Annotated in this window: 12 protein-coding genes and 1 pseudogene; 4 read left to right on the plus strand and 9 right to left on the minus strand. The window is 67.8% G+C overall.

The features are described 5' to 3' along the window. Positions 1-33: 33 nt before the first annotated feature. The 4 genes from LHJ74_RS07765 to LHJ74_RS07780 form a co-directional block, all read right to left on the minus strand. Complete coding sequence (locus LHJ74_RS07765; protein ID WP_260216812.1) at positions 34-198, minus strand: hypothetical protein; 165 nt, start codon at positions 196-198, stop codon at positions 34-36. Between the two features lie 148 nt (positions 199-346). Continuing rightward, positions 347-1,282: an endonuclease/exonuclease/phosphatase family protein gene (locus LHJ74_RS07770; protein WP_260216813.1), complete on the minus strand. Its 936-nt coding sequence runs from the start codon at positions 1,280-1,282 to the stop codon at positions 347-349. A 17-nt stretch (positions 1,283-1,299) separates the two neighbouring features. Further along, positions 1,300-1,587, minus strand: coding sequence for a hypothetical protein (locus LHJ74_RS07775; protein WP_260216814.1), 288 nt, complete (start codon positions 1,585-1,587; stop codon positions 1,300-1,302). Positions 1,588-1,901: 314 nt separating this feature from the next. After that, positions 1,902-2,360, minus strand: a complete 459-nt coding sequence (locus tag LHJ74_RS07780; RefSeq protein WP_260216815.1) for an ATP-binding protein — start codon at positions 2,358-2,360, stop codon at positions 1,902-1,904. A 451-nt stretch (positions 2,361-2,811) separates the two neighbouring features. Here LHJ74_RS07780 and LHJ74_RS07785 point away from each other — a divergent pair, with 451 nt between their 5' ends. After that, the gene (locus LHJ74_RS07785) at positions 2,812-4,146 is read left to right on the plus strand and encodes an NsdA family TPR-like regulatory protein (protein ID WP_260216816.1); all 1,335 of its coding nucleotides are present in this window, start codon (positions 2,812-2,814) and stop codon (positions 4,144-4,146) included. Here the strand turns inward: LHJ74_RS07785 and LHJ74_RS07790 are convergent. Then, positions 4,125-5,180, minus strand: coding sequence for an NAD-dependent epimerase/dehydratase family protein (locus tag LHJ74_RS07790; protein WP_260216818.1), 1,056 nt, complete (start codon positions 5,178-5,180; stop codon positions 4,125-4,127). The two genes, LHJ74_RS07785 and LHJ74_RS07790, sit on opposite strands and share 22 nt — an antisense overlap. 203 nt (positions 5,181-5,383) lie before the next feature. Between LHJ74_RS07790 and LHJ74_RS07795 the strand changes: the two genes are divergently transcribed. Continuing rightward, positions 5,384-5,920: a hypothetical protein gene (locus LHJ74_RS07795; protein ID WP_260216820.1), complete on the plus strand. Its 537-nt coding sequence runs from the start codon at positions 5,384-5,386 to the stop codon at positions 5,918-5,920. A gap of 213 nt (positions 5,921-6,133) precedes the next feature. Here LHJ74_RS07795 and LHJ74_RS07800 read toward each other — a convergent pair whose 3' ends face one another. Together LHJ74_RS07800 and LHJ74_RS07805 are read right to left on the minus strand one after the other, a co-directional pair. Then, complete coding sequence (locus LHJ74_RS07800; protein ID WP_260216821.1) at positions 6,134-7,306, minus strand: serine hydrolase domain-containing protein; 1,173 nt, start codon at positions 7,304-7,306, stop codon at positions 6,134-6,136. Positions 7,307-7,373: 67 nt separating this feature from the next. Beyond that, a pseudogene (locus LHJ74_RS07805) lies at positions 7,374-8,694 on the minus strand (tetratricopeptide repeat protein). Here LHJ74_RS07805 and LHJ74_RS07810 point away from each other — a divergent pair. After that, positions 8,689-9,516: a hypothetical protein gene (locus LHJ74_RS07810; protein ID WP_260216823.1), complete on the plus strand. Its 828-nt coding sequence runs from the start codon at positions 8,689-8,691 to the stop codon at positions 9,514-9,516. The pseudogene LHJ74_RS07805 and the gene LHJ74_RS07810 sit on opposite strands and share 6 nt — an antisense overlap. 277 nt (positions 9,517-9,793) lie before the next feature. On the opposite strand, the gene LHJ74_RS07815 is transcribed toward LHJ74_RS07810, so the two are convergent. Further along, positions 9,794-10,411: a hypothetical protein gene (locus LHJ74_RS07815; protein WP_260216824.1), complete on the minus strand. Its 618-nt coding sequence runs from the start codon at positions 10,409-10,411 to the stop codon at positions 9,794-9,796. Continuing rightward, on the minus strand, positions 10,408-10,782 hold the full coding sequence (locus tag LHJ74_RS07820; RefSeq protein WP_260216825.1) for a hypothetical protein: 375 nt from the start codon (positions 10,780-10,782) through the stop codon (positions 10,408-10,410). The genes LHJ74_RS07815 and LHJ74_RS07820 overlap by 4 nt, the downstream gene beginning before the upstream one ends. Positions 10,783-11,187: 405 nt before the next feature. On the opposite strand from LHJ74_RS07820, the gene LHJ74_RS07825 reads away from it, so the two are divergent. Beyond that, on the plus strand, positions 11,188-12,447 hold the full coding sequence (locus LHJ74_RS07825) for a competence protein CoiA family protein (protein ID WP_260216827.1): 1,260 nt from the start codon (positions 11,188-11,190) through the stop codon (positions 12,445-12,447). Positions 12,448-12,659: the final 212 nt, after the last annotated feature.

Genomic DNA, 12,659 nt, shown 5'->3' on the forward strand with positions numbered 1-12,659 from the left:
ATGCCGTGCGGGCCCACGGTGACAATCCCGCAGCTACGCGGGGTGGTTCAGGCTGTCGCCGTCCGGCCAGGGGTTGTCGCCGCCTCCACCGGGCGGCGGGTCGGACCGCGAACCATCGGTGCGGTCATGGACGCTTGCCAGGGCCTCCACCGCCACCAAGAGACCGCCCCCCTCCGGGGGCGAGGGCTGCTTGTCCATGCAGAGCTCCTTCCGTTCGCCTTTCCCGCCGGAACTCCGGCAGGAAGTCTTGAGTGAACACGGTCAATAGATCACATAACACTGTATTTCAGGCCATATGGGATGTGGTGGCCATGTGGCCCGCCGGGCGGTCCTGTCATGCCCCGTTTCAGGCGGCGAGTGTGCGGTCGGGGGCGAGGGCGTGTTGGAGGGCGGTGAGGTTGAAGGTGGCGAGGACGGGCGCGTGGTCGGAGACTTTGCGCACGTCGTCGGTGTCGAGGGTCTCCAGGCGTGTGAGGGCGGCGGCGATCTGCGGGGTGGCGTAGATCCTGTCGATGCGCTGCGGCGGCCCTTGGTCTGTGCGACGTAGGGAGGCGGTGGGGAGGAGGGCGTCGGGCTGGCCCAGGCGGGTGGCCGCGTGGTGGCCCAGTTCGATGAACACCGGTGGGAGTCCGTGGTGTTCGCCGGCGAGGATCTGGTCGGGCTGGGTGTCACAGATGCGCGTTCCGCCGCGTTCGATGGTCCGGTGCTCGAAGTGCGACCGGTCGCTGATCTCGTTCCAGTCCGGCAGTGGGGCCTTCTCCGCCTGACGCCGGTGTGGATAGCTGTTGGCGTCGCCACCGATGATCGCGGCCATGCCGGGTTTGCCGAGTGTGGTGAGGCGTTTGGCCTCACTTGCGCGGCGGGTGGGGTCGAAGGAGGAGAGATGGTAGGAGGCGAGGCTGAGCTTGGAGAGGGCTCCGCGTAGCCGTACGACGGGGTTGCAGATCGGGTGCCATATGCCGGTGGTGTGTTCATGATCCTCGGTGGTGCGGCACAGGCTGGGGTCGAGGTAGATGCCGGTGGGATTGGGTGACTCAGGGGTGGCGGAGGCCATGAAGGGGATGAACTGGGGGCCGTCACCGCCGAGCCGGGCGGCTTCGGCCCACATCGCGCGCCGGCCGTTGAGGGTGGCGCGGGTGAGCTCCTGGCGCAGCACTACGTGAGGGCGGAGGCCGGTGAGGATGTCCATGGCCAGATACCAGTGGTGGTCGGCCCCGTCACGGCCGAGGCCGTTGTGTTCCAGGTTCCACGAGACGACACGGAATTCGTCATCGCCATGCATGCAGGGAGCTCCCTCTTTCAGGACTGGGATGGGTGGACGCGGTGGGCGTTCAACCTGGCGTGCAGGGCCAGCCGGCAGGTCACACCGCCTTCGAAGATCAGGACCTTATGGGGGCCGGTGTCGCGCATGTCCCGCACGGCGCGCTCCGCACCGTGCACGTCCACCACGTCGCCGATCTGGATGGAACGCGCTCCGACGGTGAGCACCTCCCAACACCCTTCGTGGCCCGTCACCAGGCCGTACCCGCCCAGACGAGGCCACGGTGGTGGTGAGGGGAAGTCGGGCATGTCAGCTGGTGCTGGCACATGGTGATCTCCGTTCGCGGGAGGCGTGGAAGGGAACAGGGCCCCAAGGGGCGGCGGGGACGGTTGCCCCCCGGGTGGGTGCGCCGGGCCGGGGCGATCCGCCCCGGGGGAGTGGGAGGGCCGCTCTTCCGGCCCGGCGCGGTCTCAAAACCCCGAATTGTTCTCAGGCCGCCGTGTTGAGTGCGACAGCGCGGAACGGGGGGCGAGTGCAGGGTGCCGTCGACAAGAGCGTTGAGGTCCGTTCAGGGTGGACACTGCAATGGTCTTCCTCCGATGGTTCTCGCCGGTGGGCTGCCTGGTCACGCGAACCATCGTCAGCGCGGCCAGGCAGCCGTTTGCGGCTCCTGCTGCTGTGGTGGCGGACAAGGCCACAGAACGAGGACGGCCCAGGTGGCTTTGCCGCAGCCAACCGGCTCGGTTCCCCACTTGTCGGCCACGGCTTCGATCAGCAGCAGCCCTCGCCCGCATTCCTCGTCCTCGCTCGGCTGGCGGCACCGCGGGGTGAGGGATGAGGTGTCGGCGATGGCGATACGCAGTTCGCCGTGGCCCAGAGCGAGGCTGAGGGAGACCTCGTCACGGGCGCTGGCACTGCCGTGTTGCACGGCGTTGGCGAACAGTTCGTCCGCGATGAGCACGGCGTCCTCCACGGTGCCGGAGCCCAGCCCCCAGTGCCGCAGACGGGCCGAGGTCAGCCGGCGTACGCCGGAGAGCCAGGCTGTATCAGCGGGGAGAAGAGTCGTGTAGGTGGCAGAAACCGTGGGTGTGGGGCTCACTGCGCGCTCCTCTTGGGCTCCGTGCAGGGGATGACGGGCTGCTGAGTGGGGGCTATTGCGGCGATGGGGCCAAAGCCTGGGTCGGTGGCCGACGCCGGACGACATCCACGCGTGAGCTGGGCGGATACCGGTCGGGCAGACGACGTGCGGGGAACGCCTGATGATCACAGCCATGCTCCCGTGGCCCCCTTGATCGACGAGCGCGCCGTCACGAGACCGACACGCCCTGCTACTGGGGGACAAGAGTTGCGCTCTGGCGAGGACTCCGCCATCTCATGGTGGGTATCACCTCCGTGATACGGGGGCGGATAGGTATCACCGGTGAAATCACCTGGATTCCACTTCTTCCAACATCCGTGTGCCGGGGGTGGATTCGGCAATAGTCGGAGTGACTGAGTTCCGCAGCCGGGCTGTTCCGGAAGGACCGCTTCGGCGAATGGGGGTGCTGCGCATGTCCGTGGTGACGCTGTTGAAGGTGCTGGTCCAGCAACGAGGGCAGACCTACAAGGCGTTCAGTGCCGCCTATATGCAAGCCGCCCGGGAGGTCGCAACTCTGGTTGCTGACCCCAGCGTCGCCACCGCGAGGGTGACGGAGCTGACGTTCCGCCGCTGGACAGGCGGCTACGTGAAGACGATGCCGAACTACCCGGCGCCGCAGATCCTTGAGCACATGTACGGCCGCTCCGCGCAGGATCTGCTCGCCGACTGCGACGCGACGCACCTGCCTCAGTCGTCCTGTGTACCTGCGCTCAACGAAAGCGACCTCGCAATGACTGCTCGCGAAGCTGCCGCACATGCCGGAGACGCCGCCTCACACGTACTCCCGGAGATGACCCTCGACCAGCTCGACGACGACGTCTCCACGCTCGCCCGCACCTACGGGTCCACTTCGCCGCTGGAGGTCTACCGCCGGGCGAAGGAACTGCTGACCATCGCCCAGACCATGGCCGACCGTACTCAGGTGCCCCGGCAGAAGGTGCGGGCGTTCCTGGCAGCCGGTCAGTCGGCGGCGCTGCTGTCAGCCGTCTCCTTCGACTTGGGCGCGCCCGCTCCAGCGGTGCAGCTGGCACGTACTTCCGCCCTGTACGGGCAGGTCACCGAGCACGGACCGTTGCAGGCGTACGCGCACGGAGTCCTTGCCTTCCTCGCGTACTGGGACGGTCGGCCCAGCGAGGCCGTCCGACACGTCCGCACAGCCCAAGGGTTCCCCGGACTCGGCGATACCGCTCGCGTCCGGCTCGCCGTCATCGAGGGCCGCGCCCATGGACATCTGGGCGATCAGCACCAGGCTCAGGACGCGATCCGTGCAAGCGGGGAGCAGGACACCGGGGTACGGGACGAACTGCACGACGATGTGGGTGGTGAGTTCGGCTTCCCTCAAGAGCGGGCTGCGATGAGCAACGCCACCACCTTTCTTCTGCTGCGTGAAGCTGATGGTGCCGAGCGCGCCGCCCAGCAGGCGCTCGACGCGGTCAACACGCGTCCCCCGGGACAGCGGCCGAAGCTGATCTGCGCCCAGGCGGCGATCGACCTGGGCCGCGCGCGCCTGCTGCGCCGGGATCTGGACGGCGCCCAGGAGGCCCTGAACGTGGTCTTCGAGACCCCCTCGCAGTGGCGGGGCGCCGGAATCCTGGCACGCCTGACCGCCGCACGAAGGCAACTCGCCGCTCCCGGCTTCCAGCACTCACCTGCCGCGGCTTCGCTCAGCGAGCAGATCGAGGAATTCTCGGAGGTCACTCCGGCACGCAGCCTGGGCGGAAGCGGTCAACTCGCTCTGGGAGGCTGATCCGTCCGGCCGAGCACTGCCAGCAATGAGGCTTCCTTCTCCGGAGCGATTCCGTGCTCGGCCTGCCGGGGGTGTGTCACGGGGGCGCCGCCGCCTCGCAGCCACGCCCAGGTGTCGGCGACCGTCTCCGACAGCGGGCGGCATGTCAGCCCCGCGGCCTGTGCACGGGTGGAGTCGACGCGCCACACTCCCGCGTGGGTGCGCCACAGGGGCAGCTCGGTCCACTGACTCACTCCGTGGTCCACCAGCAGCTTGTCCGGAGCCCACACCAACTGGGCCTCTCCCCCGGTGGCGAGGACGCAGGCGGTGAGGAAGTCGCCCATCGTGGAATGCCCGACGGGTGCGGCACAGTTGTACGCTCCGCCTCCCTCAGCGGTCGCCTGGAGGAGCGCGAAGTCGGCGACATCCCGTACGTCGACGGGCTGGATCGCCTTCTCCGGCGAACCGGGGGCGATCATCCGGCCGCCCTGCTCGGCCCGGTGCAGCCACCACGGCAGACGGCCGACGTACTCACCGGGGCCGAGAATCACCCCAGGACGGAGAATCACCGTGAGGGCCGCGCCGAAGGCAGACGTCACCGCACGCTCGGCCCCCGCCTTCTGCCTGCCGTAGTACCAGTCGGGCCCGTCCCAGTCCGCGGGCAGGCGCCCGTAGTCGCCGTCGGCATCCGGGGGCCCGTCCAGGAGGAGGGAGTCCTCGCTCAGCGGCTCGTCGGGCCAGCCCCGGTAGGCGTTCACGGTGGAGGTGAACACATAGCGCCCGGCCACCGGTTCGAGGAGCCGGGCGCCGGCGAGGACATCGCGGGGCGGCAGCTCACCGGCCGAGGTGTCGACCACGGCATCCCACCGGCCCTCGCCTGCCAGCCGCGCCAGGTCGGCTGCCACGGTCCGGTCCCCGTGCACCGTACGGGCCCCATCCGGCGGCGTGCCCGTACGTCCCCGGTGGAACACCGTCACCTCCCAGCCCCGCGCCAGCGCCGCCTCCGCAACCGCACGGCCCAGGAACCAGGTACCTCCCAGAACGAGAATCCTCATGACCGTGATCCTCTCGCGCCACGCCGCCACCACACCAGACCAGTCTCTGTGAGTCCGCGGTCGTGCCATCGGCTCTCGGCTCTTGCAGCGGGCGGCTTCCTGGGCTGTGGAGTGGAGCGTGGTCGGCCGCAGCCGGATCGCATCGAGGCGGGACACTTACGACGAGAGTTATCGGAAGGCCGCTCAGCGTTAGTGTGAACGGCATGGATCCTGACGAACTTGCCGAGCGCCATCGTGAACTCGCGACGTACTGGGCGTGCGAGGGCGGATTTCGGGAGCGGAACCTGATCGAGATGGCGCCGCTTCCCGCGGTGCCGGAGGAGGCCGTGATCGACGAGTGCCTGATCGTCGGCACGGAGGATCCGGCGCTGCGGAAGGTTGCCGAGCAGTTCGCCGGCTACTTCAAGCGCGAGTTGCGCTTCGACTTCATCCCTTTCACCGCAGACCACTTCGCCGACGGCGACGAGGTGCTGCTCATCAAATCCCGCAAGGTGATGATGCTGTCGCCGGTTGCCTGCGGAGCCGCTGGATTCGACCGGCGGGAGAACTGCCTGCGGTGGGTATGGCTGCACCCATTCGAACGCGGGACCGGACTGATGAATCGAGTCTGGGACGCCCTGGAGCGCCGACACGGCACCGTCTTCTGGATCGAGACCCCGGTCTCCCCGCCAATGCAGAAGTTCCTTGAGGGCAGGGAGGTCGATCCCTCCCGCTGGGACGGGCCCACCACGGTGCGCTAACCCCCTCAAGGGGAGAGGGTGCCGTCCCACCCTGTGCGTGGCAGCGTTCTCGCCGCAAGCTGCGGAACGGCTGTAGATAGGCGGTCGCGTCGTGCAACGTGCAGGTCGCGGACGTGCGGGTGCGTGGGCGGCGGGCTGTGCTGCTGAAAATTCATTGGGGCGCAGGCATGGGCAAGCCATGAACGAGCACCACGGCAGTGCTGTTTTCGGCCGTCACGGCAGGGAGCTTCGCACTGCATCAACCAGTGCCGTCGCACGCACGTCGTCAGGGCCCCCGATGATGTGGTTCATCGCGTAGCCGAAGGCGATGCCGTGCTCGGGGTCGGCGAAGCCGAGGGAGCCGCCTCGGCCGGTGTGGCCGAAGGAGTTCGGGCCGATCATCGGGTTGCCCTTGGTGGGCAGCATGTATCCGGAGCTGAAGCGGCTCGGCGCCACCACCACCTGGTCCGGACCGGCGGCCTGCTCCTTGGTCGCCGACGCGAGGGTGCCTGGCGTGAGCAGGCGTGCACCGTCCACCTCGTTGATGAGTGCGGCGTACATGCGGGCGAGGCTGTGTGCGGTGCCGATGCCGTTGGAGGCCGGGAGTTCCGCGGCCTGGACCTCGGGTGAGTTGAAGTCGATGTTGGCGGGGTCGGTGACTTGGAACGCCTTGTTGCTGAAGGAGTTCGGATCACGCCAGGCCGCGACCTGGTCGCGGAGCTCTTCGGGAATCTCGTCCTCGGGCACGGTGGTGAGGTCGACCTCGGGTTGCCGGTACGACATGCGGCTGACTCGGTCGCGTTCGCTCTCCGGCAACCCGATGAAGAAGTCCAGGCCCAGGCGGGTGGCGATCTCGTCGGCGAAGAAGCGGCCCGGTGTACGGCCGGATACCCGGCGGATGACCTCGCCGACCAGCCAGCCCCAGGTCCGGCCGTGATATCCGTGGGCGGTGCCCGGAGTCCACTGGGGGCGCTGCGCGGCCAGTGCGTCGGCCATCGGCTGCCAGGCCAGGGCTTCGGCCAGTGGTACCGGTTGGTCCAGCGCCACGATGCCGGCCTGGTGGGACAACAGCCATCGCACCGGGATGTCCGCCTTGCCGTTCGCGGCGAACTCCGGCCAGTACTTGGCCACCGGGGTGTCCAGGTCGAGTTCGCCTCGCTGGACCAGCAGATGTGCGGCGGTGGCGGTCGCCCCCTTGGTCGCTGAGTAGACGAGCTGCAGGGTGTCGCGCTCCCATGGACGACCGGTGTCGGGGTCGGCTATTCCACCCCACAGGTCCACCACCGGCTGGCCGTGGTGGTAGACGCACACCGCTGCCCCGATGTCCCCGTGCTGATCGAAGTTGGCCGCGAACGCGTCGCGTACTGGCTCGAACCTGTACGCGACCTCACCGTTGATCGTCGTCATGCCGCCATCCTGGCACTCCGGCTGACCTCTCCAAGAGAGCTCTTCGCGGCCAGCCACCCCGTGCCGATCAGGCCGTCTCGGGCAGCGTATGAAGGCGCTCGCGGAATTCACGGACCCCTGGAACGGTCCTGTGTGGCTGGAGTTGTTCGGAGAACTCCTTCAGGCGGCCGATGGCCCGCGCGGAGCTGACCTTGTCTTCGAGGAGCTCGGCGCCGTAGTTGGCGGCGTCGAGCGCTCCGTCCAGGTCGTTGCCAGCGAGGCGGGCTTCGGCGAGGCGGGCGGAGCGGACGGCCTTGTCCCGGGGCGTGGCCTTCGTGACGGAGGTCTCCAGTGAGCTCGTCGCGCGCTCCGGCTGGCCCGCTCGCAGGAGGACTTTGCCTTCGGTCGACTTCAGTTGTGCTTCGCCGAACCAGTCGAGCCAGTCCGGATTCTCCTCGACCGTGTGCCGTTCCCAGTGGAAGGCGGCACGGTTGAGCGCGGTACCGGCCCTCTGGTGGTCGCCGTCGCGGGACAGCGCTTCCGCTTTGTGCAGGTAGAGGAACGACTCGGTGTAGGGCGACAGTGTTCGAGGGGCGTTGTCGATGGCGGTCGAGATGAGGTCGACTCGCTCGGCGGTCTGTCCTGCTTCGGACACCTGGACGCCCATCTCCGCCACGACGAAGGCCCCGAAGGCGTCGTCGCCGGCGGTGCGGGCGCTGCGCATGGCCCCGACGTAGTACCGCTGTCCGGCGGAACGCAGTCCCGCGTCGTAGGCCATCCAGCCGGTCAGATGCGACACCCGGGCCGCGAGGGCGTACAGGCGGATGCGGATCGTGTCCGTGTAGCGGCCGGTGCTCAAGAGGCCGGTGATCAGGGCGAGATCACCGTGTGCCTGCTCCAGGAGTCGGGCGCCCCCGAGTTGGTCGTCGAGCGTGCGGAGCGTGCTGATGCGCTGCTCGATCGTCGTGACCATGGTGTCGGTCACGCGGTCGCCGTTGAGGGCGGCGGCGAAGGCGGCGGGTGCGTCGGCCCAGCTTGCCGCGAGCCCGGTCAGGGCGGCGCCGGTGATGGTGAGAAAGCCCCGACGGTCCATGCGGCCACTCCCCACCAGGTCAGCCAGTGCCTCGACGGTGCCAGCCTCGGTCCAGGGGGCGGTGAGCCCGGTGACTTCCCAAACGGGGAGCCACCGCGGCCACTCTTCTGCCCGGACCAGTTCGTATGGAACGCACAACAGGTCAGCGAGGACGCGCTGAGCGTCGGCGTCAGGCTCCTGGCCCTGTTCCCACTTCCACATGGTGGTGCGGTTGGTCGCCAGCGGGATGCCCATTTCCTTCCCCCGCGCCTGCAGAGGCGGGCGAGCTCGGGCTTTCCCATCCGCTCGACTGACGGTCGAAGGTCAGGGGGTGGATTGCTCACGCCTCACCGGTCACGTGTGGGCTCCCGTCAACGAACACGGAGATCTGCTCGATGGCTTCCTCACCGCCTTCGTCAACGTCTCGCGGGTCCAGCCCATCGCCAGCATCGACGAGTACGCCGAGGCACTGGACGACTGGCTGTTCGTCGTCTCGCAACTCGGTTTCCACGCACGGCACATGGAGTTCCACGGGTGTGTGGAGGTGTGGCAGCGCAGGCAGGTTGCGGGAGTGACCCTGATGTTCAAGCACCTGGACCTCACCATCGGCGACCTCGTTCTGCTCTGGAACACGCAGCACCCCGACCGCATGGCCGTGGACCTCGGCACCGGGCTTGAACGCCTCGCCTGGGCGCGGACCCGTCTCGACTGGAGCGAGCTCGTGTACGGCCCGTTCGCCAACGCTGTTCCTGCCTCCGTCCTCGACGCTGTCCGGACGGCGACCTTGATCCTCGGGAGCGGCATCACCCCTTCGGCGAGGGGTGCCGGCGGCGTCTTGCGGCGAGTGATCGCGGCCATCCCGCCCGACCTCGTACGGCTGGGGGCCAGCGCCATCGTCCGAGCGTTTCACCAGCAGTGGGCGGAAAGCGCGAATGTCTTGGTGCCGTGGCCTGTGATTTGCGGCGCACTGGAAGAGGAGGTCGCCAAGTGTTCGATTCGTAGGCCACCACCTCGGCGCCGCGTTGCCCCCAGCACCTCGAAGACCATGCCTCAGGAGTTCTTGTCGCCCAGTGACCCGACTCGCGTCGGAAGCGGCCGAAGCCTGTCCGTAGCGGCCCCCGGCGTCGGCTCCGCGCAACTGAGACCGGACACGACGTAGGGCCCCGCCGCCGGAGCGGTGGGGCCCTACGTGACAGCCCGGTGAGGCTGGGCGGAGGACAGGGGATTCGAACCCCTGAGGAGTTGCCCCCAACACGCTTTCCAAATGTTCGTACGGGGGTTCGGATGGGTGCGCGGGCGTCCCGACCTGCGGAGCAGCAGAGGCGGGCAGGGCTTCTGAACGGTGCCGTACGCCGGTGAACGCAACCAAAACTGCAACCACGGAGCCGCCTCTTGCGGCACTGTCGCTGCCCGCCTCAATTTGCTGCTCGACAGGCTCAGGCTGCTGAGGAGGGGGCGTCAGCTGTCGGTTCTTCGATGCAGCTCCCGTCGAACACGCGCAGCATTTCGTCGTAGACGCTGTCCGGGTCGTCAGTCTCCAGAATAAGTCTGGCCATCACGTCGAGGGCATGGTCGATCTTGCCGTCGGAGTCCTTCTTGGCCTGCTCGATCAGCTTCAGGTGACGGGCCGCCTTGGGCCGGGCATCGGCGAAGGCGCTGGGCAGCCTGCTGAGTGCGTCGAGCAGATCCCATTTCTTGGGGATGAAATACGTCGCCTGCATGGGGTCCTGGTTGACCATCTTCACGACGGGCTTCGTGATCCGCTTCCCACGGGTGATCTCCACGTTCAGGAGCAGCTTCGAGGCAGCGTGGTAGAGGTCTGTCAGAGCGACGTCGTGGCCTTCGAGGATCACCTCTGAGACAGAGACGCCCTCGGAGGAGAGAAGCGCACGAGTGAGCACGGCTGCCGTACCTACGTCGGCGCGCTTGGGGTCGTAGGTGGTGATGAAGCGGTCCCCGTCACGACGCAGCAGAAAGGGCTTCGCTTGCCCGGTGTCTCCTCGGTAGATGTGGACCGAGGTACCGGAAAGGCGTTCGCGGGTCAGGATCGTCATCGCAGAATCTCCGCTCGTTGCCAGGTCCGCTTATAGGCGTCACGGTGGTGGTCGCTGTGGCCGTGCTGGTGGGTGCACGGCAGACGGTCGTACCAGGTGTCGTCGGTGTCCGGCTGGCCGTCCGCCCGGTCACCGGTCAGTGCATCGCGGCCCGGGCGTCGCTCCAGACACTCGGACCCAACGACGCTGTTCAGGGCGCCGCGCAGCGGGCTGGGTTCGACGTGGCTGCGTTCGCGGACGATCTCTGCCATGTGCTTGGGGATGAGCTGTAGGACCAGCTGGATCGCGGCCTGCGGGTTGTCAGCCCCCTGGCAGACGGCTGTCAGGTCGCTGGCCACCTTCGCGATGACCACTTTCCCTATCGGAGTCACCTGGCCGTCCTTGACGACGAGGGTATGTGGAGGGAGCGCGTCGAGGTCGATATCGGCGCGAGATATGCGCGTTCCTCGTGGCACCGTCGTGGATTCTTCCGGGGCTATGAAGGGCTTGATCGTTCTTCTCCTCGGTCAGCGGCGGCAATCCCAGCGCCGGCTCCAGGCCGACGCTGGCAGTCCTGTCTTCCTAGCGGCCCGCTGAGAAACGGGGCCAGGTATCTCCACTCGTTCGAGAGACATGGGCCCAAGGGCGCCAAACGGCAGTGCGATTTGTGGCACCCTCGGCTGGCAACTGCCCGGCCGGATTCTGCTGGCTGGCCTCGCTCAACCCAGCGTCGGCAAAGGTAGTTCGGGCCCAGGCGCACTCTGTTGCGTGTGAGCGGTCGCTCCTATCGTGGGTTGATGGCCAATGGCGTGTGGCACACCCAGTACGACATTGAGATCAACCTGACGCGGCCCGATCTAGGGGCCGACGGCTACCCCGGATTGCTCGAAGAGATCATGACGAGCGTCTCCGAGCGGAACCCGCAACTGCTGGAGTGCCTCGCGCACAGAGCAGGGAAGCCGTGTGCATCCGAGACCGGTGGCAAATCGCCGTGGATGTTCATCCGGCGCGCTCGTGTCGGGGGGCGTTACCCCTTGGTCGCCGCCCACCTGCCGATCACACACAAGCCGACACCGGCGGAAAGTGACCAGCACAAGGCCACCAAGGAGCGGATCGTCCAAGCTGCCGTTCAGTTCGGACTGTCCGCCGACGCCGAGGTGGGGTTACCCAGTCGGCGTGGCGTCACTGACGCGATGGTCACGGGGCCCGCCGGTGTCCGGATCGGTTGGGAGATTCAGTACTCCCCACTCAGTCCCAGCAGCGTCCACCGGCGATCGGTCATCGCGATGGAGCACGACATCACGCCGCTGTGGGTCGCGAAGGACGACCGGGCGGCCCTCATCGACCGGGCGCCTTGGGCCAGGGTCGACGACATGTCCTGGAAAAAGATCGCCGACGGTAGCGAGATGATCATCCGTGGTGGCTACCGGCACCTTCAGGTCTGGCGCTGCCTGTCGAGTAGCGCGTTGCACTGCCCCGACACCGAGGGGGCAGGCCATTGCGGCGCGATTCACGCCGAGTGGTTTCTTCCCGCGCTCTGCGATCCGCCCAAGCCTTCCGTCCGGATCGAGGACCTCATTCTCACCAGTGCGACCGGGGACAGCGTGCCGGTCTTCGTGCCGAGCCGGGGTGGTGGCCGGGTGGGTCGCCACATGTGGGTTCCCCGCGCCGACTGCGGGACCTGGCGGGAGCTGACCGGCCAGTGGGATCCCTTACCCAAGGCACAGGAGCCTGAGGCAGGTGACGAGATTACCTTCTCCGAGCAGGAGGTCGACTGGACCTGCCGTGCAGGAGAAGAAGGCTGGTTCAAGAGCGACGTCCGACCAGTCAGGGACCTGGGACAGCCCACGGGCGGGTTCACCCTCGCCCGCATGCCCGCTCAGCGCCAGCGCCGCAGCACCTGGATCACTGCGGTGGAGCGGACCGCGGCAGCGGCGGCCCTCGGTTGCCCGCCGTGGGAGGTTGGTCCGTGTCTCCAGTGCTCCCAGCTGATGCGCCGCTACGGTCGCAACGCAGCGATGGCGTGTAATGCTTGCCGGACCGAAGCCTGCCCGTAGATCCCAAGGGGGCGTAGCGCGGGAACTGCAACCCAAACAGAGCCGCAAGCAAAACCAAACTGCAGCCCTCCCGCACCCTGGTTGAACCCTCCCGGCGTTGGCCTCCCGGCCGATCCAGCAGCGCGGTACCCGGCGACGGTAGGGGCCCTCTGGCCGCCCTGCCGGACTTGCCGAGCGCACTCGGCCCGATCGGATCGGGAAGTGCTGTTCAG

This window comes from Streptomyces gossypii, from assembly GCF_025165795.1.
GTDB classification, from domain to species: Bacteria; Actinomycetota; Actinomycetes; order Streptomycetales; family Streptomycetaceae; genus Streptomyces; species Streptomyces gossypii.